At 55.6% G+C, this 20640-nt stretch carries 16 protein-coding genes and 4 tRNA genes; all 20 read left to right on the top strand.

Translation table 11 applies throughout. The features are described from left to right. Positions 1-185: 185 nt before the first annotated feature. The 20 genes from birA (at position 186) to tuf (CAF90_RS27710) (ending at position 20595) form a co-directional block, all read left to right on the top strand. Positions 186-1139, top strand: coding sequence for a bifunctional biotin--[acetyl-CoA-carboxylase] ligase/biotin operon repressor BirA (birA, locus tag CAF90_RS27805; protein WP_085609143.1), 954 nt, complete (start codon positions 186-188; stop codon positions 1137-1139). Continuing rightward, on the top strand, positions 1129-1878 hold the full coding sequence (locus tag CAF90_RS27800) for a pantothenate kinase (protein WP_085609142.1): 750 nt from the start codon (positions 1129-1131) through the stop codon (positions 1876-1878). Before birA ends, CAF90_RS27800 begins: the two co-directional genes overlap by 11 nt. 7 nt (positions 1879-1885) lie before the next feature. Next, positions 1886-2326 carry a hypothetical protein gene (locus CAF90_RS27795; protein ID WP_085609141.1) on the top strand — a complete coding sequence of 147 codons (441 nt, stop codon included), beginning with the start codon at positions 1886-1888 and terminating at the stop codon, positions 2324-2326. A 143-nt stretch (positions 2327-2469) separates the two neighbouring features. Then, positions 2470-2554: transfer RNA gene (locus tag CAF90_RS27790), tRNA-Tyr, on the top strand. Between the two features lie 25 nt (positions 2555-2579). Beyond that, positions 2580-2653, top strand: a tRNA-Gly gene (locus CAF90_RS27785). A gap of 26 nt (positions 2654-2679) precedes the next feature. Continuing rightward, positions 2680-2755, top strand: a tRNA-Thr gene (locus CAF90_RS27780). Positions 2756-2840: 85 nt separating this feature from the next. Next, complete coding sequence (gene tuf / locus CAF90_RS27775) at positions 2841-4034, top strand: elongation factor Tu (RefSeq protein ID WP_010220303.1); 1194 nt, start codon at positions 2841-2843, stop codon at positions 4032-4034. Positions 4035-4087: 53 nt separating this feature from the next. Further along, positions 4088-4163, top strand: a tRNA-Trp gene (locus tag CAF90_RS27770). A 45-nt stretch (positions 4164-4208) separates the two neighbouring features. Further along, complete coding sequence (gene secE / locus CAF90_RS27765; protein ID WP_085609140.1) at positions 4209-4577, top strand: preprotein translocase subunit SecE; 369 nt, start codon at positions 4209-4211, stop codon at positions 4575-4577. 9 nt (positions 4578-4586) lie between these two features. Then, positions 4587-5120, top strand: a complete 534-nt coding sequence (nusG, locus tag CAF90_RS27760; RefSeq protein ID WP_007957598.1) for a transcription termination/antitermination protein NusG — start codon at positions 4587-4589, stop codon at positions 5118-5120. 117 nt (positions 5121-5237) lie between these two features. After that, positions 5238-5669 (top strand): 50S ribosomal protein L11, encoded by a 432-nt coding sequence (gene rplK, locus CAF90_RS27755; protein ID WP_003228756.1) that lies wholly within the window; start codon positions 5238-5240, stop codon positions 5667-5669. Further along, positions 5669-6364, top strand: a complete 696-nt coding sequence (gene rplA / locus CAF90_RS27750; RefSeq protein ID WP_003228754.1) for a 50S ribosomal protein L1 — start codon at positions 5669-5671, stop codon at positions 6362-6364. The genes rplK and rplA overlap by 1 nt, the downstream gene beginning before the upstream one ends. A 198-nt stretch (positions 6365-6562) precedes the next feature. Then, complete coding sequence (gene rplJ / locus CAF90_RS27745) at positions 6563-7063, top strand: 50S ribosomal protein L10 (protein WP_007957597.1); 501 nt, start codon at positions 6563-6565, stop codon at positions 7061-7063. Positions 7064-7142: 79 nt separating this feature from the next. Beyond that, positions 7143-7508 carry a 50S ribosomal protein L7/L12 gene (gene rplL, locus CAF90_RS27740; RefSeq protein ID WP_033703494.1) on the top strand — a complete coding sequence of 122 codons (366 nt, stop codon included), beginning with the start codon at positions 7143-7145 and terminating at the stop codon, positions 7506-7508. Positions 7509-7728: 220 nt separating this feature from the next. Then, the gene (rpoB, locus tag CAF90_RS27735; RefSeq protein WP_007957595.1) at positions 7729-11802 is read left to right on the top strand and encodes a DNA-directed RNA polymerase subunit beta; all 4074 of its coding nucleotides are present in this window, start codon (positions 7729-7731) and stop codon (positions 11800-11802) included. 63 nt (positions 11803-11865) lie between these two features. Further along, on the top strand, positions 11866-16065 hold the full coding sequence (gene rpoC, locus CAF90_RS27730) for a DNA-directed RNA polymerase subunit beta' (protein WP_085609139.1): 4200 nt from the start codon (positions 11866-11868) through the stop codon (positions 16063-16065). Positions 16066-16280: 215 nt separating this feature from the next. Then, positions 16281-16652, top strand: coding sequence for a 30S ribosomal protein S12 (rpsL, locus tag CAF90_RS27725; RefSeq protein WP_003186084.1), 372 nt, complete (start codon positions 16281-16283; stop codon positions 16650-16652). A gap of 108 nt (positions 16653-16760) precedes the next feature. Continuing rightward, on the top strand, positions 16761-17234 hold the full coding sequence (rpsG, locus tag CAF90_RS27720; protein WP_007957592.1) for a 30S ribosomal protein S7: 474 nt from the start codon (positions 16761-16763) through the stop codon (positions 17232-17234). Positions 17235-17264: 30 nt separating this feature from the next. Further along, on the top strand, positions 17265-19370 hold the full coding sequence (gene fusA, locus CAF90_RS27715; RefSeq protein ID WP_039772423.1) for an elongation factor G: 2106 nt from the start codon (positions 17265-17267) through the stop codon (positions 19368-19370). A gap of 31 nt (positions 19371-19401) precedes the next feature. After that, on the top strand, positions 19402-20595 hold the full coding sequence (tuf, locus tag CAF90_RS27710) for an elongation factor Tu (RefSeq protein ID WP_010220303.1): 1194 nt from the start codon (positions 19402-19404) through the stop codon (positions 20593-20595). Positions 20596-20640 lie beyond the last annotated feature (45 nt).

The following is a 20640-nucleotide window of genomic DNA, read 5'->3' as shown; positions in this document are numbered from 1 at the left end:
ATCGCCGATGGTAGTGTGGGGTTTCCCCATGTGAGAGTAGGTCATCGTCAAGATTAAATTCCGAAACCCCAATTGCGAAAGCAGTTGGGGTTTTGTTTTGCCCGCAGGAAAATGGATTGTTTGAATTCTATGCAGCGGCCCGGTGCATGGCTATTATTCGGGCCTCATTCTGAGGCGAGACCTGCATGCTGACGTTGTTGAACCTTCTGAAGGATGGTCGATTCCATTCCGGTCAGGCCCTGGGCGTTGCTCTGGGAATTAGTCGAAGTGCGGTGTGGAAGCAGCTTCAGCATCTGGAGGCGGAGCTTGGGTTATCCATACATAAAGTTCGAGGGCGGGGCTATCAATTGGCCTCGCCGCTGGCGTTACTTGACTCGCTCGCAATAGAGGAAGGTCTTGTTGGCTGGTCTGTCAGTGTCTTCGATTCCATCGACTCAACTAATGCTGAATCGTTGCGAGCGGTAGATCGAGGGCGGGTTGCGCCTTTTCTAATACTGGCTGAGCGGCAGAGTTCCGGTCGCGGGCGCAGGGGGCGTAAATGGGTAAGTCCGTTTGCTGAAAACCTTTATTACAGCCTCGTGTTGCGTATCGATGGTGGGATGCGTCAGCTCGAGGGGCTAAGTCTCGTTGTCGGTCTCGCGGTCATGCAGACCCTGCGCGCGCTTGGGGTGCCAGGTGCGGGGCTGAAATGGCCCAATGATGTTTTGGTCGGGCGAAAAAAAATTGCAGGCATCCTGCTGGAGCTCGTCGGAGATCCAGCGGACGTTTGTCACGTAGTATTGGGCGTGGGCATTAATGTGAACATGCAGGCTACAGACGAAGTCGATCAGCAATGGACTTCAATGCGTCTAGAGTCGGGTAAATCTTGTGATCGCAATATTCTGGCGGTTGAGCTGAGTAAGCAGCTGCAACTCTATCTGCGACGTCACCAGTCAGGCGGCTTCTCTGCGCTTCAGGCAGAGTGGGAGGCTAGCCATTTGTGGCAGGGACAGCCGGTTTCTCTCACTGCCGGTGTCAATCAGGTAGAGGGTGTGGTGCTGGGAATCGATAATCAAGGCGCGCTGCGGCTAAAGGTAGATGGTGTGGAAAAGGTCTTTAGTGGTGGTGAGCTCAGCTTGAGGTTGCGTGATGATTCTTGAGCTCGATTGTGGAAACAGTTTTATCAAATGGCGGGTGCTGAGTGCAGGGTTGGGCGCCTTGGTCGCAGAAGGTGTGGTCGACTCTGATGGCGCCTTGGTCGACAGTCTTCGGTCGCTTGAGAAGATATCTCTCGGTAAATGTCGCCTTGTCAGCGTAAGAACTGAAGATGAGACCAATTTGCTGATTGGCTTGCTCAGGCGCGAGTTCGGCATTTCCGTTGTCTGTGCGTCGCCCGCTCGCGAGATGTCTGGCGTAACGAACGGTTACGACGACTATGAGCGCCTTGGTCTCGATCGCTGGCTGGCAATGCTTGGTGGTTTTCACCTGGCTAAAGGTGCTTGTCTGGTTCTTGATTTCGGGACGGCGGTGACTGCGGACTTTATCTCCGCGGACGGTGAGCATCTGGGAGGCTTCATTTGTCCTGGCATGCCGCTGATGCGTAATCAGTTGCGTACGCATACTCGAAAAATTCGCTACGGGGACCTGGCGGCGGAGCGGGCATTGACGAGTCAGGCTCCTGGGCGCAACACGGTTGAGGCTGTCGAGCGTGGCTGTTCGTTGATGCTAAGAGGATTCGTATTGACGCAACTGGAGATGGCGCGTTCCTACTGGGGTGATGATTACAGGGTTTTCATTACGGGTGGTGACGCCGAGCTGGTCTCAGATGTCGCCCCTGAGGCTCGGATTGTTTCCGATTTGGTGTTCGTGGGTTTGGCTATAGCGTGTCCTTTGTCCTGAGGTTTGTATGCGTTGGTTGTTCCTTCTGCTTCTGGTACTCAATGTGTTTTATTACGTCTGGCATCAGCAGGAGGCCCCGCTACGCGCAAAGGATGTCACGCCCCTCAGTCTTTATCGTGGTTCGCAACAGGATATTCGCTTGCTGAGTGAGGCTGGTGGTGATGCTTCCCGTGAAAAAAGGACTGGAGGAAAGCCTGATGGGGAGTGCCTTTATGTGGGGGGGGTGGCGCGCCCCGAGTCCGCTCAGGCGTTGGAGCAGCGTTTGACGGAGCTTGGAGCAAAAGCTCTTCCTTCGTCAAAAGAGTCTTCCGGCGGCTCATATTGGTTCCAGATTACGCCCGAAACCCAGCGTTTGCTGGGTGATGCTCAGCTACAAAACCTTTCCAAGGAATTCAATGAGTTAAAACATAAAATAATGCTGTGCGAGGGGGTTGCACCTACTGAATAGTTTGCATAGAATGGCGCCCGCTCCACAGCGAAGACCTGAAAAGGTTGCAGCAGCGGGGTGGTGTCAATGCAGCTAACCTCAGGTTTTTAAATGAGAAAATGCTTGACAGGGGTTTGGCATAGTATAGAATGCCGGCCTGATTAGGAGGGGTTCCCGAGCGGCCAAAGGGATCAGACTGTAAATCTGACGTCTACGACTTCGAAGGTTCGAATCCTTCTCCCTCCACCAGATTTTAGCGTGAGCTGCAGGCTCCGCGGGTATAGTTTAGTGGTAGAACCTCAGCCTTCCAAGCTGATGATGCGGGTTCGATTCCCGCTACCCGCTCCAAGTTTGCAGGTTGTGCAAAGTGTTACGCTCTTGTAGCTCAGTTGGTAGAGCACACCCTTGGTAAGGGTGAGGTCAGCGGTTCAAATCCGCTCAAGAGCTCCATATAACAAGGCAGATATGAAAATATCTGCCTTTGTTTTAATGGCTTGTGTTGTTTGCTCAATTTCTTCTGTTAGGGGTGATATCGATGGCTAAGGAAAAATTTGATCGTTCCCTGCCGCACGTCAACGTGGGCACCATCGGTCACGTAGACCATGGTAAAACCACGCTGACCGCTGCTCTGACTCGCGTCTGCTCCGAAGTTTTCGGTTCGGCCGTAGTTGAATTCGACAAGATCGACAGCGCTCCAGAAGAAAAAGCTCGCGGTATCACCATCAACACCGCGCACGTTGAGTACAACTCGAACATTCGTCACTACGCTCACGTTGACTGCCCAGGTCACGCTGACTACGTGAAGAACATGATCACTGGTGCTGCGCAGATGGACGGCGCGATCCTGGTTTGCTCGGCCGCTGATGGTCCGATGCCGCAAACCCGTGAGCACATCCTGCTGTCCCGTCAGGTAGGCGTTCCGTACATCGTGGTTTTCCTGAACAAGGCTGACCTGGTAGACGACGCTGAGCTGCTGGAACTGGTTGAGATGGAAGTTCGCGACCTGCTGTCCACCTACGACTTCCCAGGCGACGACACTCCGATCATCATCGGTTCGGCTCGTATGGCGCTGGAAGGCAAAGACGACAACGAAATGGGCACCACCGCTGTCAAGAAGCTGGTGGAAACTCTGGACAGCTACATCCCAGAGCCAGAGCGTGCTATCGACAAGCCTTTCCTGATGCCAATCGAAGACGTGTTCTCGATCTCGGGTCGCGGTACTGTTGTGACTGGTCGTATCGAGCGCGGTATCGTTCGCGTTCAAGACGCCCTGGAAATCGTTGGTCTGCGTGACACCACCACCACCACCTGCACCGGTGTTGAGATGTTCCGCAAGCTGCTGGACGAAGGTCGTGCTGGCGAGAACTGCGGCGTTCTGCTGCGTGGCACCAAGCGCGACGACGTTGAGCGTGGTCAGGTTCTGGTTAAGCCGGGTTCGGTTAAGCCGCACACCAAGTTCACCGCAGAAGTTTACGTTCTGAGCAAGGAAGAAGGCGGCCGTCACACTCCGTTCTTCAAAGGCTACCGTCCACAGTTCTACTTCCGTACTACTGACGTGACTGGTAACTGCGAGCTGCCAGAAGGCGTTGAAATGGTAATGCCAGGTGACAACATTCAGATGACTGTTACCCTGATCAAAACCATCGCGATGGAAGACGGTCTGCGTTTTGCAATCCGTGAAGGCGGCCGTACCGTTGGTGCTGGCGTCGTAGCCAAGATCATCGAGTAAATAGTTGTAATGTCTTTTTCAGGCCGGCATAATGGTCGGCCTGATTTTGTTTTAGGTCAGTAGCTCAATTGGCAGAGCGACGGTCTCCAAAACCGTAGGTTGGGGGTTCGATTCCCTCCTGACCTGCCAGATTCACTCGGTGTGTCTGGCTTTCTTTTCACAGGATCTTCATAGATGACTCCTAAAGCTGAAGCTCAAGGCTCTCGCTTCGATTTGCTCAAGTGGCTCGTCGTAGTCGCTTTGGTAATTGTTGGCGTTGTCGGCAATCAGTATTACGCTGCTTCGCCGATCCTGTACCGTGTACTCGCTTTGCTTGTTATTGCTTCTGTAGCTGCCTTTGTAGGTCTGCAGACTGCCAAGGGCAAGTCTTTCTTTGTACTGGTTAAGGAAGCTCGCACCGAGATTCGTAAAGTCGTATGGCCAACTCGCCAAGAAACCACGCAGACCACGCTGATTGTTGTGGCTGTTGTGCTGGTTATGGCGTTGCTGTTGTGGGGGCTTGATTCCCTGCTCGGCTGGCTTGTTTCCTTGATTGTCGGCTAAGGGTGTCCCGTGGCTAAGCGTTGGTACGTTGTGCATGCTTACTCGGGTTACGAGAAGCATGTCATGCGTTCGTTGATCGAGCGCGTAAAGCTGGCTGGCATGGAAGATGGCTTCGGCGAAATTCTGGTTCCCACTGAAGAAGTGGTTGAAATGCGTAATGGCCAGAAACGCAAAAGCGAGCGCAAATTCTTCCCAGGTTATGTGCTGGTTCAGATGGACATGAACGAGGGTACTTGGCACTTGGTCAAGGATACTCCTCGGGTGATGGGTTTTATCGGCGGTACTGCTGATAAGCCGGCACCAATCACAGATAAAGAGGCTGAGGCGATCCTGCGTCGCGTTGCTGACGGTAGCGACAAGCCGAAGCCGAAGACGTTGTTTGAGCCAGGCGAAACCGTTCGAGTCAATGACGGACCGTTCGCTGACTTTAACGGTGTTGTTGAAGAAGTTAACTACGAAAAGAGCCGGATCCAAGTGGCGGTGCTCATTTTCGGACGCTCTACTCCGGTAGAGTTGGAGTTCAGTCAGGTCGAAAAGGTCTAGCTGAGCAAGCATCCCAACCCCGCAGCCCTAGGCTGTGGGGTTTTGTCGTCACTGGGATAAACGCGCAAGTAACCGGGGAGCCTTTCGAGGCGTTCGAACCCGTAATTGGAGTGCCTCATGGCCAAGAAGATTACCGCTTACATCAAGCTGCAAGTGAAGGCCGCTCAGGCTAACCCAAGCCCACCTGTTGGTCCTGCTCTGGGTCAGCACGGCGTGAACATCATGGAATTCTGCAAAGCTTTCAACGCCCGTACCCAGGGTCTGGAAGCTGGTCTGCCGACTCCAGTGATCATCACTGTCTACAGCGACCGTAGCTTCACTTTCGAAACCAAATCCACCCCTGCTTCGGTTCTGCTGAAGAAGGCGGCCGGTCTGACCAGCGGTTCCGCTCGTCCGAACACCGTTAAGGTTGGCACTGTTACCCGTGCTCAGCTGGAAGAAATCGCGAAAACCAAAAACGCGGATCTGACTGCAGCTGATATGGATGCAGCCGTGCGTACTATCGCCGGTTCTGCTCGTAGCATGGGCCTTAACGTGGAGGGTGTGTAATGGCTAAGCTGACCAAGCGTCAAAAGGCTATCGCCGGCAAAATCGAAGCAGGCAAGGCCTACAACATTGTAGACGCCGCTGCACTGCTGGCCGAGCTGTCGACTGTCAAGTTCAGCGAGTCGTTCGACGTAGCTGTAAACCTGGGCGTAGACCCGCGTAAATCCGACCAGGTCGTTCGTAGCGCTACTGTGCTGCCACACGGCACTGGCAAGACCGTTCGCGTTGCTGTGTTCACCCAGGGTCCAGCTGCTGAGGCCGCTCTGGCTGCCGGCGCTGACCGTGTAGGTATGGACGACCTGGCTGCCGAAATGAAAGGCGGCGACCTGAACTATGACGTAGTGATTGCATCCCCGGATGCCATGCGCGTTGTAGGTCAACTGGGTCAGATCCTCGGTCCACGTGGTCTGATGCCTAACCCGAAAGTCGGCACTGTTACCCCAGACGTCGCTACCGCGGTTAAAAATGCCAAGGCTGGTCAGGTTCGTTATCGCACCGACAAAAACGGCATCATCCACACTTCCGTTGGCAAGATCGGCTTCGATGCCGTCAAGCTGAAGGAAAACGTTGAAGCCCTGATCGCTGATCTGAAGCGTATCAAGCCAGCTTCTTCGAAAGGTATCTACGTCAAGCGCGTTACCCTGAGCACCACTATGGGCCCAGGTCTGGTCATCGACCAGAGCTCGCTGGACGCGTAAGACAAGAATTGGCGCAGTTGACTGCGCCAATTGAAAGATTGGGGTCCCTGCCTGGCGGGGGCTATCCAAGACCGTAGGCGACGCAAGTCTTAAACCTCAAGCCTACGCAGATGGTGCTCCCGGTTCCTTACCGAATCAGACACCAAAACGACATTCGGTTTCGATCGAATGAAACGGTAACAAGCAGGAGTTAAACCCGTGGCAATTAATCTCGAAGACAAGAAGGCCATCGTCGCTGAAGTCAACGAGGCTGCCAAAGTCGCTCTGTCCGCTGTCGTGGTTGATGCCCGTGGCGTAACAGTAGGCGCAATGACCGGACTCCGTAAAGAGGCTCGTGAAGCTGGCGTTTACGTACGTGTTGTACGTAACACCCTGCTCAAGCGCGCTGTTGCTGACACTCCTTACAGTGTCCTCAACGACGTGTTCACCGGCCCGACCCTGATTGCATTCTCCAACGAACACCCGGGCGCTGCTGCTCGTCTGTTCAAGGAATTTGCCAAGGGTCAGGATAAGTTCGAGATCAAGGCAGCTTCGTTCGAGGGCAAGTTCCTCGCAGCGAATGAGATCGACGTGCTGGCAAGCCTGCCAACTCGCGACGAAGCTATTGCGAAACTGATGAGCGTGATTCAAGGCGCTACCAGCAAGCTGGCTCGTACTCTGGCGGCAATTCGCGATCAGAAAGAAGCAGCTGCAGCCTGAGGCTGAGCGTTTCCACTCTCGCGTTTTTTTGTTTATTTCGACGGCCGTACAGGCTGTCCACCAAATCAGGAATTGAGTCATGTCTCTGACTAACGAACAAATCATCGAAGCAATCGGCCAGAAAACCGTTCTGGAAGTTGTTGAGCTGATCAAGGCAATGGAAGAAACCTTCGGCGTGACCGCTGCTGTTGCTGCTGCTGGTCCAGCTGCTGCTGCCGCTGTTGTTGAAGAGCAAACCGAGTTCAACGTTGTTCTGCTGGAAGCTGGCGAGAAGAAGGTTAACGTGATCAAGGCAGTTCGTGAACTGACCGGTCTGGGCCTGAAAGAAGCCAAAGAGAAAGTAGACGGCGCTCCTCAGGTTGTAGCTGAAGGCGTTTCGAAAGAAGCTGCTGAAGACGCTAAGAAGAAGCTGGAAGAAGCAGGCGCTAAAGTCGAGCTGAAGTAAGCATCGACTTTGCTCCTCCAGCCCGAGCGTCAAGCGACAGGCTGATGGCTGGTGGCTCTTGCCACCGGCCTTTTTCCGTTATTGGCAGCCGACTGGGTTGGTGTTGATAACGAGCTGTAACCACCCGATGCGGTGGCGCAAACCATGGGGTTTGCACGATTTTCTGGCTGCTCCCGTCGGGAGGGGCCAAACAAGCAGGTGACCAAGCTGGGGAACGCTGATGGCTTACTCATATACTGAGAAAAAACGTATCCGCAAGGACTTTAGCAAGTTGCCGGACGTCATGGATGTGCCTTACCTCCTGGCCATCCAGCTGGATTCGTATCGTGAATTCTTGCAAGCGGGAGCGACTAAAGATCAGTTCCGCGACGTGGGCCTGCATGCGGCCTTCAAATCCGTTTTCCCGATCATCAGCTACTCCGGCAATGCTGCGCTGGAGTACGTCGGTTATCGCCTGGGCGAACCGGCATTTGATGTCAAAGAATGCGTATTGCGCGGTGTAACTTTCGCCGTACCTTTGCGGGTAAAAGTGCGCCTGATCATTTTCGACAAAGAATCGTCGAACAAAGCGATCAAGGACATCAAAGAGCAAGAAGTCTACATGGGTGAAATCCCATTGATGACTGAGAACGGTACCTTCGTAATCAACGGTACCGAGCGTGTTATCGTTTCCCAGCTGCACCGTTCCCCGGGCGTGTTCTTCGACCACGACCGTGGCAAGACGCACAGCTCCGGCAAACTGCTGTACTCCGCGCGCATCATTCCTTACCGCGGTTCGTGGCTGGACTTCGAGTTCGACCCGAAAGACTGCGTATTCGTGCGTATCGACCGTCGTCGTAAGCTGCCGGCCTCGGTACTGCTGCGCGCGCTCGGTTATACCACCGAGGAAGTGCTGGACGCGTTCTACACCACCAACGTATTCCACGTGAAAGGCGAAGGCCTGAGCCTGGAGCTGGTGCCTCAGCGCCTGCGTGGTGAAGTTGCTGTTCTCGACATCCAGGACGACAAAGGCAAGGTGATCGTTGAGCAGGGCCGTCGTATTACTGCCCGCCACATCAACCAGCTGGAAAAAGCCGGGATCAAAGAGCTGGACGTGCCTCTGGATTACGTTCTGGGTCGTACCACCGCCAAGGCGATCGTGCACCCGGCTACCGGTGAGATCCTGGCAGAGTGCAACACCGAGCTGTCGACCGAGATCCTGGCGAAAATCGCCAAGGCCGGCGTCGTACGCATCGAAACTCTGTACACCAACGACATCGACTGCGGTCCGTTCGTCTCCGACACTCTGAAGATCGACTCCACCAGCAACCAATTGGAAGCGCTGGTCGAGATCTATCGCATGATGCGTCCAGGCGAGCCGCCAACCAAAGACGCTGCCGAGACCCTGTTCAACAACCTGTTCTTCAGCCCTGAGCGCTATGACCTGTCTGCGGTCGGCCGGATGAAGTTCAACCGTCGTATCGGTCGTACCGAGATCGAAGGTTCGGGCGTGCTGTGCAAGGAAGACATCGTCGCGGTACTGAAGACTCTGGTCGACATCCGTAACGGTAAAGGCATCGTCGACGACATCGACCACCTGGGTAACCGTCGTGTTCGCTGCGTAGGCGAAATGGCCGAGAACCAGTTCCGCGTTGGCCTGGTACGTGTTGAGCGTGCGGTCAAAGAGCGTCTGTCGATGGCTGAAAGCGAAGGCCTGATGCCGCAAGACCTGATCAACGCCAAGCCAGTGGCTGCGGCGGTGAAAGAGTTCTTCGGTTCCAGCCAGCTGTCGCAGTTCATGGACCAGAACAACCCGCTGTCCGAGATCACCCACAAGCGTCGTGTCTCTGCACTCGGCCCTGGCGGTCTGACTCGTGAGCGCGCGGGCTTCGAAGTCCGTGACGTACACCCGACTCACTACGGTCGTGTCTGCCCGATTGAAACGCCGGAAGGTCCGAACATCGGTCTGATCAACTCGCTGGCTGCTTACGCTCGCACCAACCAGTACGGCTTCCTCGAGAGCCCGTACCGTGTGGTGAAAGAGGGTGTGGTCACCGACGACATCGTGTTCCTGTCCGCCATTGAAGAAGCCGATCACGTGATCGCGCAGGCTTCGGCGACCATGAACGAGCAAAAAGTCCTGATCGACGAACTGGTGGCCGTGCGTCACCTGAACGAATTCACCGTCAAGGCGCCGGAAGACGTCACCTTGATGGACGTTTCGCCGAAGCAGGTAGTTTCGGTTGCAGCGTCGCTGATTCCGTTCCTCGAGCACGACGACGCCAACCGTGCGTTGATGGGTTCGAACATGCAGCGTCAGGCTGTACCAACCCTGCGTGCTGACAAGCCGCTGGTCGGTACCGGCATGGAGCGCAACGTGGCTCGCGACTCCGGCGTTTGCGTCGTGGCTCGTCGGGGCGGCGTGATCGACTCCGTTGATGCCAGCCGTATCGTGGTTCGTGTTGCTGATGACGAAGTTGAAACCGGCGAAGCTGGTGTCGACATCTACAACCTGACCAAATACACCCGCTCGAACCAGAACACCTGCATCAACCAGCGTCCGCTGGTGAGCAAAGGTGATCGCGTTCAGCGTAGCGACATCATGGCCGACGGCCCGTCCACCGACATGGGTGAACTGGCTCTGGGTCAGAACATGCGCATCGCGTTCATGGCATGGAACGGCTTCAACTTCGAAGACTCCATCTGCCTGTCCGAGCGTGTGGTTCAGGAAGACCGTTTCACCACTATCCACATTCAGGAACTGACCTGTGTGGCCCGTGACACCAAGCTTGGCCCAGAGGAAATCACTGCGGACATCCCGAACGTGGGTGAAGCCGCTCTGAACAAGCTGGACGAAGCCGGTATCGTTTACGTAGGTGCTGAAGTCGGCGCAGGCGACATCCTGGTAGGCAAGGTCACTCCGAAAGGCGAGACCCAGCTGACTCCGGAAGAAAAACTGCTGCGTGCGATCTTCGGTGAAAAAGCCAGCGACGTTAAAGACACCTCCCTGCGCGTGCCAACCGGCACCAAAGGTACTGTCATCGACGTACAGGTCTTCACTCGTGACGGCGTTGAGCGTGATGCTCGTGCACTGTCGATCGAGAAGTCCCAGCTGGACGAGATCCGCAAGGATCTGAACGAAGAGTTCCGCATCGTTGAAGGCGCGACCTTCGAACGTCTGCGTTCCGCTCTGGTAGGCCACAAGGCTGAAGGCGGCGCGGGCCTGAAGAAAGGTCAGGACATCACCGACGAAGTACTCGACGGTCTTGAGCATGGTCAGTGGTTCAAACTGCGCATGGCTGAAGATGCTCTGAACGAGCAGCTCGAGAAGGCTCAGGCCTACATCGTTGATCGCCGCCGTCTGCTGGACGACAAGTTCGAAGACAAGAAGCGCAAACTGCAGCAGGGCGATGACCTGGCTCCAGGCGTGCTGAAGATCGTCAAGGTTTACCTGGCAATCCGTCGTCGCATCCAGCCGGGCGACAAGATGGCCGGTCGTCACGGTAACAAAGGTGTGGTCTCCGTGATCATGCCGGTTGAAGACATGCCGCACGATGCCAATGGCACCCCGGTCGACGTGGTCCTCAACCCGCTGGGCGTACCTTCGCGTATGAACGTTGGTCAGATCCTTGAAACCCACCTGGGCCTCGCGGCCAAAGGTCTGGGCGAGAAGATCAACCGGATGGTCGAAGAGCAGCGCAAAGTCGCTGAGCTGCGTACCTTCCTGGACGAGATCTACAACCAGATCGGCGGTCGTAACGAAGATCTGGACAGCTTCTCCGATCAGGAAATCCTGGATCTGGCGAAGAACCTGCGTGGCGGTGTTCCAATGGCCACTCCAGTGTTCGACGGTGCCAAGGAAAGCGAAATCAAGGCCATGCTGAAACTGGCAGACCTGCCAGAAAGCGGCCAGATGCAGCTGACCGACGGCCGTACCGGCAACAAGTTCGAGCGTCCAGTTACCGTTGGCTACATGTACATGCTGAAGCTGAACCACTTGGTAGACGACAAGATGCACGCGCGTTCTACCGGTTCGTACAGCCTGGTTACCCAGCAGCCGCTGGGTGGTAAGGCGCAGTTCGGTGGTCAGCGTTTCGGGGAGATGGAGGTCTGGGCACTGGAAGCATACGGTGCTGCTTACACTCTGCAAGAAATGCTCACAGTGAAGTCGGACGATGTGAACGGCCGGACCAAGATGTACAAAAACATCGTGGACGGCGATCACCGTATGGAGCCGGGCATGCCCGAGTCCTTCAACGTGTTGATCAAGGAAATTCGTTCCCTCGGCATCGATATCGATCTGGAAACCGAATAACACGTGACGCGATCGAGAGCGGGGCAGGATTGCCCGCTCTCTGCTCCGCCAGGAGGAAAGGCCTTGAAAGACCTACTGAATTTGCTGAAAAACCAGGGTCAAGTCGAAGAGTTCGACGCCATCCGTATCGGATTGGCCTCGCCTGAGATGATCCGCTCGTGGTCGTTCGGTGAAGTTAAAAAGCCGGAAACCATCAACTACCGTACGTTCAAACCTGAGCGTGACGGTCTGTTCTGCGCCAAGATCTTTGGCCCGGTAAAGGATTACGAGTGCCTGTGCGGTAAGTACAAGCGCTTGAAGCACCGTGGTGTGATCTGCGAGAAGTGCGGCGTTGAAGTTGCACTGGCCAAGGTTCGTCGTGAGCGCATGGCGCACATCGAACTGGCTTCGCCGGTTGCCCACATCTGGTTCCTGAAATCGCTGCCGTCCCGTATCGGCCTGCTGATGGACATGACCCTGCGTGATATCGAGCGCGTTCTCTACTTCGAGAGCTATGTCGTTATCGACCCGGGCATGACCACTCTTGAAAAAGGTCAGCTGCTGAACGACGAGCAGTACTTCGAAGCGCTGGAAGAATTCGGTGACGATTTCGACGCCCGCATGGGTGCCGAAGCTGTCCGCGAACTGCTGCACGCTATCGACCTGGAACACGAGATTGGCCGTCTGCGTGAAGAGATTCCGCAAACCAACTCCGAAACCAAGATCAAGAAGCTGTCCAAGCGTCTGAAGTTGATGGAAGCCTTCCAGGGTTCCGGCAACCTGCCAGAGTGGATGGTGCTGACCGTTCTGCCGGTTCTGCCGCCAGATCTGCGTCCACTGGTCCCGCTGGATGGCGGTCGTTTCGCGACTTCCGACCTCAACGATCTGTATCGTCGAGTGATCAACCGTAACAACCGTTTGAAGCGCCTGCTGGATCTGTCCGCTCCGGACATCATCGTGCGCAACGAAAAGCGTATGTTGCAGGAAGCTGTCGATGCACTGCTCGACAACGGTCGTCGTGGCCGCGCTATCACAGGTTCCAACAAGCGTCCTCTGAAATCCCTGGCTGACATGATCAAGGGTAAGCAAGGTCGTTTCCGTCAGAACTTGCTCGGTAAGCGTGTTGACTACTCCGGTCGTTCGGTAATTACCGTAGGTCCTACCCTGCGTCTGCACCAGTGCGGTCTGCCGAAGAAGATGGCTCTCGAGCTGTTCAAGCCGTTCATTTTCGGCAAGCTGGAAATGCGTGGTCTCGCTACCACCATCAAAGCGGCCAAGAAAATGGTCGAGCGCGAGCTGCCGGAAGTTTGGGACGTTCTCGCTGAAGTGATTCGCGAACACCCGGTTCTTCTCAACCGTGCACCGACCCTTCACCGTCTTGGCATCCAGGCGTTTGAACCGGTACTGATCGAAGGTAAGGCTATCCAGCTGCACCCTCTGGTCTGCGCCGCGTACAACGCCGACTTCGACGGCGACCAAATGGCCGTGCACGTACCGCTGACGCTGGAAGCCCAGCTCGAAGCGCGTGCGTTGATGATGTCGACCAACAACATTCTGTCGCCAGCCAACGGTGAGCCAATCATCGTTCCGTCGCAGGACGTTGTACTGGGTCTGTACTACATGACCCGTGAAGCGATCAACGCCAAGGGCGAAGGTCGTGTGTTCGCGGATCTGCAGGAAGTTGACCGTGTGTTCCGTGCCGGCGAAGCCGCACTGCACGCCAAGATCAAGGTTCGTATCAACGAAACCGTGAACGATCGTGACGGCAACAGCGTGAACAACACCCGTATCGTCGACACCACTGTCGGCCGTGCGCTGCTGTTCCAGGTTGTGCCAAATGGTCTGTCGTTCGACGTCGTCAACCTGCCGATGAAGAAAAAGGCGATCTCCAAGCTGATCAACCAGTGCTACCGCGTGGTTGGTCTGAAAGAGACCGTGATCTTCGCTGACCAGTTGATGTACACCGGTTTTGCCTACTCGACCATCTCCGGCGTTTCCATCGGTGTTAACGACTTCGTTATCCCGGATGAAAAAGCCCGCATCATCGGTGCTGCCACCGACGAAGTGAAAGAGATCGAGAGCCAGTACGCCTCCGGCCTGGTAACCCAGGGCGAGAAGTACAACAAAGTGATCGACCTTTGGTCGAAAGCGAACGACGAAGTCTCCAAGGCGATGATGGCCAACCTCTCGAAAGAGAAAGTCATCGACCGTCACGGCGACGAAGTCGAGCAAGAATCGTTCAACTCGATGTACATGATGGCCGACTCGGGTGCGCGGGGTTCCGCAGCACAGATTCGTCAGCTGGCCGGTATGCGTGGTCTGATGGCCAAGCCGGACGGTTCCATCATTGAAACGCCGATTACTGCGAACTTCCGTGAAGGTTTGAGCGTACTTCAGTACTTCATCTCGACTCACGGTGCTCGTAAAGGTCTGGCGGATACCGCGTTGAAAACTGCGAACTCCGGTTACCTGACTCGTCGTCTGGTAGACGTGGCGCAGGATCTGGTCGTGACCGAGATCGATTGCGGCACCGAACACGGTCTGCTGATGACTCCGCACATTGAAGGCGGTGACGTTGTAGAGCCGTTGGGTGAACGCGTATTGGGTCGTGTCATTGCCCGTGACGTATTCAAGCCGGGTACCGAGGACGTCATCGTTCCTGCTGGCACCCTGGTAGACGAGAAGTGGGTCGAGTTCATCGAGCTGAACAGCATCGACGAAGTGATCGTGCGTTCGCCGATCAGCTGCGAAACCCGCTATGGCATTTGCGCCAAGTGCTACGGCCGTGACCTGGCTCGTGGTCACCAGGTGAACATCGGTGAAGCGGTCGGCGTTATCGCTGCCCAGTCCATCGGTGAGCCGGGTACCCAGCTGACGATGCGTACGTTCCACATCGGTGGTGCGGCAAGCCGTACTTCCGCAGCCGACAGCGTTCAGGTGAAGAATGGCGGTACCGTCCGTCTGCACAACCTGAAACACGTTGAGCGTGTGGATGGCAACCTGGTTGCTGTGTCCCGTTCCGGTGAGCTGGCAATCGCTGACGACTTCGGTCGTGAGCGCGAGCGTTACAAGCTGCCGTACGGTGCCGTGATTTCGGTTAAAGAAGGTGACAAGGTCGACGCTGGCGCAATCGTGGCCAAGTGGGATCCGCACACTCACCCGATCGTTACCGAAATGAAAGGTACCGTGACCTACGTGGGCATGGAAGAAGGCATCACGATCAAGCGTCAGACTGACGAATTGACCGGTATGACCAACATTGAAGTACTCGATGCCAAAGACCGTCCGGCTGCCGGCAAGGACATTCGTCCTGCGGTGAAGATGGTTGATGACAACGGCAAGGATCTGTTGCTGCCAGGCACTGACGTTATCGCTCAGTACTTCCTGCCAGCCAACGCCCTGGTCGGTGTTGCGGACGGTGCGAAGATTGCGATCGGTGATGTTATCGCTCGTATCCCGCAAGAAACTTCGAAAACCCGTGACATCACCGGTGGTCTGCCGCGTGTTGCCGACCTGTTCGAAGCCCGTCGTCCGAAAGAGGCGTCGATTCTGGCTGAAGTCAGCGGCACCATCGCGTTCGGTAAAGAGACCAAAGGCAAGCGCCGTCTGGTCATTACCCCGAACGACGGTAGCGATCCGTACGAAGAGCTGATTCCGAAGTGGCGTCACCTGAACGTGTTCGAAGGCGAACAGGTAAACCGCGGCGAAGTTATCTCCGACGGTCCGAGCGATCCGCACGACATCCTGCGTCTGCTGGGTGTGAGCGCGCTGGCCAAGTACATCGTCAACGAGATCCAGGACGTTTACCGTCTGCAAGGCGTGAAGATCAACGACAAGCACATCGAGACCATCCTGCGTCAGATGCTGCGTAAAGTTGAGATCTCCGAGTCCGGCGATTCCAGCTTCATCAAGGGCGACCAGATGGAACTGACTCACGTTCTGGTAGAGAACGAGCGTCTGAATGCGGAAGACAAGTTTGTCTCCAAGTTCACCCGCGTTCTGCTGGGTATCACCAAGGCGTCGTTGTCGACCGAATCGTTCATCTCGGCGGCTTCCTTCCAGGAAACCACCCGCGTACTGACCGAAGCGGCCGTAACCGGCAAGCGCGATTACCTGCGCGGCCTGAAAGAAAACGTGGTCGTGGGTCGTCTGATCCCGGCCGGTACCGGTCTGGCTTATCACAGCGAGCGCAAGCGTCGTCGTGATGCAGACAAGCCGTTGCGCGTAAGTGCCAGTGAAGTGGAAGCTGCACTGACCGAAGCGCTGAACTCGAGCGGTAACTGAGTTCTGCGAAAAATGAGCTGAGGCCCTGATCAAGCCGTTCATCGAATCGAGACAATTTGTCGAGGTTCGACGAGCGGGGAGGTCGGGGCCTTGCCTTGACTGGGGACAAGATCCTCTTTAGACTCTTGATCCCCTAAATTTGGCGGGAATTCGTTCCTGCCATTTTGCTTTTCTTGCAAGACAATAGCGTCGCAAGACAACAGTGGAGCTAGTAGATGGCAACTATCAACCAGCTGGTACGTCAGCCGCGTAAGCGTATCGTCGAGAAATCCGACGTGCCTGCGCTGCAGAACTGCCCGCAACGTCGTGGCGTGTGCACCCGTGTGTACACCACCACGCCGAAAAAACCTAACTCGGCACTGCGTAAAGTATGCCGTGTGCGTCTGACCAACGGTTTCGAGGTTTCCTCGTACATCGGTGGTGAAGGCCACAACCTGCAAGAGCACAGCGTGGTACTGATCCGCGGCGGTCGTGTAAAAGACTTGCCAGGTGTTCGTTACCACACCGTTCGCGGCTCCCTGGATACTTCCGGTGTTAAAGGTCGTAACCAAGGTCGTTCGAAGTACGGTACCAAGCGTCCGAAGTAATCGGCCGTTTTGCAGATTTTCATTTTATTGAGTCGATAAGAGTAAGGTCGGGCGCGCATCCACTGGGTCTGTCCCGAGCTAACCTGAAGACCGTTTGAGGGCTTATCAATGCCAAGACGTCGCGTAGCAGCAAAGCGTGAGATTCTGGACGATCCGAAATACGGAAGCCAAATCCTCGCCAAATTCATGAACCACGTTATGGAAAGCGGCAAGAAAGCCGTTGCCGAGCGTATCGTTTATGGTGCCCTGGAAACCGTTGCGGCTCGCAAGACCGGCACCGATCCCCTGGAACTCTTCGAAAAAGCACTCGACGCCATCGCTCCGCTGGTCGAAGTGAAGTCGCGCCGCGTTGGTGGTGCTACTTACCAGGTTCCGGTCGAGGTTCGTCCGTCCCGTCGTAACGCTCTGGCAATGCGCTGGTTGGTAGACTTCGCCCGCAAGCGCGGCGAGAAGTCTATGGCTCTGCGCTTGGCTGGCGAGCTGCTGGATGCTGCTGAAGGTAAAGGTGCTGCTGTTAAGAAGCGTGAAGACGTGCACCGTATGGCCGAAGCTAACAAAGCTTTCTCGCACTACCGCTTCTAATTTTAGCTTCACTAATTTTGCGAGGGCTTTATGGCTCGTACTACTCCGATTAGTCGCTACCGTAACATCGGTATCGTCGCTCACGTGGATGCTGGTAAAACCACCACCACCGAGCGCGTCCTTTTTTACACTGGCAAAAGTCACAAAATGGGCGAGGTGCATGACGGCGCCGCGACCACAGACTGGATGGTTCAGGAGCAGGAGCGTGGTATTACCATTACTTCTGCTGCCATTACCGCCTTCTGGAAAGGTTCCGAGAAGCAGTACCCACACGAGCATCGCTTCAACGTAATCGATACCCCGGGCCACGTAGACTTCACCATTGAAGTAGAACGTTCCCTGCGCGTACTCGACGGCGCTGTCGTTGTGTTCTGCGGTACTTCGGGTGTTGAGCCTCAGTCGGAAACCGTATGGCGTCAGGCCAACAAATACGGCGTTCCACGTCTTGTTTACGTAAACAAGATGGACCGTGCTGGTGCCAACTTCCTGCGCGTGATCGGTCAGATCAAACAGCGTCTGGGTCACACTCCGGTGCCGATCCAGCTGGCTATCGGTTCGGAAGACAACTTCCAGGGCCAGATCGACCTGATCAACATGCAAGCTGTCTACTGGAACGACTCTGACAAGGGTATGGTTCCGGTTCGCAAGGAAATCCCTGCGGACATGCTCGAGCTGGCTGAAGAGTGGCGCAACAACATGGTTGAAGCCGCCGCCGAAGCCAACGAAGACCTGATGAACAAGTACCTGGAAGGTGAAGAGCTGTCGATCGAAGAGATCAAGGCTGCTTTGCGTGCACGTACTATCGCCGGCGAAATCGTTCTGGCTGTTTGCGGTTCTTCGTTCAAGAACAAGGGCGTTCCCCTGGTTCTCGACGCCGTTATCGACTTCCTGCCTGCTCCGACCGACATTCCTGCTATCAAGGGTTCCAACCCTGATAACGAGGAAGAAGAGATGGAGCGTCATGCAAGCGACGACGAGCCGTTCGCGGCCCTGGCGTTCAAGATCGCTACCGACCCATTCGTGGGTACCTTGACCTTCGTCCGCGTTTACTCGGGCGTGTTGAACTCCGGCGACGGCGTGATCAACTCGGTTAAAGGCAAAAAAGAGCGCGTGGGTCGTATGGTGCAAATGCACGCAAACGCCCGTGAAGAGATCAAGGAAGTACGCGCTGGCGACATCGCGGCCCTGATCGGCATGAAGGACGTCACCACTGGTGAAACCCTCTGCAACGCTGACAAGCCAATCATCCTGGTTCGCATGGACTTCCCGGAGCCGGTTATTTCGGTTGCCGTAGAGCCTAAGACCAAGGATGACCAGGAAAAAATGGGTATCGCTCTGGGCAAACTTGCTCAGGAAGACCCGTCTTTCCGCGTTAAAACTGATGAAGAGACTGGTCAAACGATCATCTCCGGCATGGGCGAGCTGCACCTGGACATCCTGGTTGACCGGATGCGCCGTGAGTTCAACGTCGAAGCCAACATCGGCAAGCCGCAGGTTTCGTACCGTGAGCGCATCACGAAGAACTGCGAGATCGAAGGCAAGTTCGTTCGTCAGTCCGGCGGTCGTGGCCAGTTCGGTCATTGCTGGATTCGCTTTGCTCCTGCTGACGAAGGTCAGGAAGGTCTGCAATTCCTGAACGAAGTAGTGGGTGGTGTGGTTCCTAAGGAATACATCCCGGCTATCCAGAAGGGTATCGAAGAGCAGATGAAGAACGGCGTTGTTGCCGGCTATCCGCTGATCGGCCTGAAGGCTACCGTGTTCGATGGTTCTTACCACGACGTCGACTCCAACGAGATGGCGTTTAAAGTGGCTGCTTCCATGGCGACCAAGCAACTGGCCCAGAAGGGTGGTGGTGAGTTGCTCGAGCCGATCATGGCGGTAGAGGTTGTTACGCCTGAAGACTATATGGGTGATGTGATGGGCGACCTTAACCGTCGTCGCGGCATGATCCAGGGTATGGAAGACACAGTGTCCGGCAAGGTTATCCGTGCCGAAGTTCCACTGGGTGAGATGTTCGGTTATGCGACCGACGTTCGTTCCATGTCCCAGGGTCGCGCAAGCTACTCTATGGAATTCAAAAAATACGATACGGCTCCGTCGCACATCGTCGAATCCGTTACCAAAAAACAAGGCTGATTCAGCCCCTTTAGGCTAGGAGTTAATTGTCGTGGCTAAAGAAAAATTTGATCGTTCCCTACCGCACGTAAACGTTGGCACCATCGGCCACGTTGACCACGGTAAAACCACTCTGACCGCTGCTCTGACTCGCGTCTGCTCCGAAGTTTTCGGTTCGGCCGTAGTTGAATTCGACAAGATCGACAGCGCTCCAGAAGAAAAAGCTCGCGGTATCACCATCAACACCGCGCACGTTGAGTACAACTCGAACATTCGTCACTACGCTCACGTTGACTGCCCAGGTCACGCTGACTACGTGAAGAACATGATCACTGGTGCTGCGCAGATGGACGGCGCGATCCTGGTTTGCTCGGCCGCTGATGGTCCGATGCCACAAACCCGTGAGCACATCCTGCTGTCCCGTCAGGTAGGCGTTCCGTACATCGTGGTTTTCCTGAACAAGGCTGACCTGGTAGACGACGCTGAGCTGTTGGAACTGGTTGAGATGGAAGTTCGCGACCTGCTGTCCACCTACGACTTCCCAGGCGACGACACTCCGATCATCATCGGTTCGGCTCGTATGGCGCTGGAAGGCAAAGACGACAACGAAATGGGCACCACCGCTGTCAAGAAGCTGGTGGAAACTCTGGACAGCTACATCCCAGAGCCAGAGCGTGCTATCGACAAGCCTTTCCTGATGCCAATCGAAGACGTGTTCTCGATCTCGGGTCGCGGTACTGTTGTGACCGGTCGTATCGAGCGCGGTATCGTTCGCGTTCAAGACGCCCTGGAAATCGTTGGTCTGCGTGACACCACCACCACCACCTGCACCGGTGTTGAGATGTTCCGCAAGCTGCTGGACGAAGGTCGTGCTGGCGAGAACTGCGGCGTTCTGCTGCGTGGCACCAAGCGTGACGACGTTGAGCGTGGTCAGGTTCTGGTTAAGCCGGGTTCGGTTAAGCCGCACACCAAGTTCACCGCAGAAGTTTACGTTCTGAGCAAGGAAGAAGGCGGCCGTCACACTCCGTTCTTCAAAGGCTACCGTCCACAGTTCTACTTCCGTACTACTGACGTGACTGGTAACTGCGAGCTGCCAGAAGGCGTTGAAATGGTAATGCCAGGTGACAACATTCAGATGACTGTTACCCTGATCAAAACCATCGCGATGGAAGACGGTCTGCGTTTCGCAATCCGTGAAGGCGGCCGTACCGTTGGTGCTGGCGTCGTAGCTAAAATCATCGAGTGATCTCTTTATTGAGTCAGCTTTGATGAGTTGAAAAAGCCCCCGCTT

It is taken from the genome of Pseudomonas sp. B37(2017) (assembly GCF_002112885.1).
In the GTDB taxonomy this organism is placed as follows: Bacteria; Pseudomonadota; Gammaproteobacteria; order Pseudomonadales; family Pseudomonadaceae; genus Aquipseudomonas; species Aquipseudomonas paraglycinae.
The sequence above is the reverse complement of the archived record's forward strand: the minus strand, read 5'-3'. Positions and strand labels throughout refer to the sequence as shown.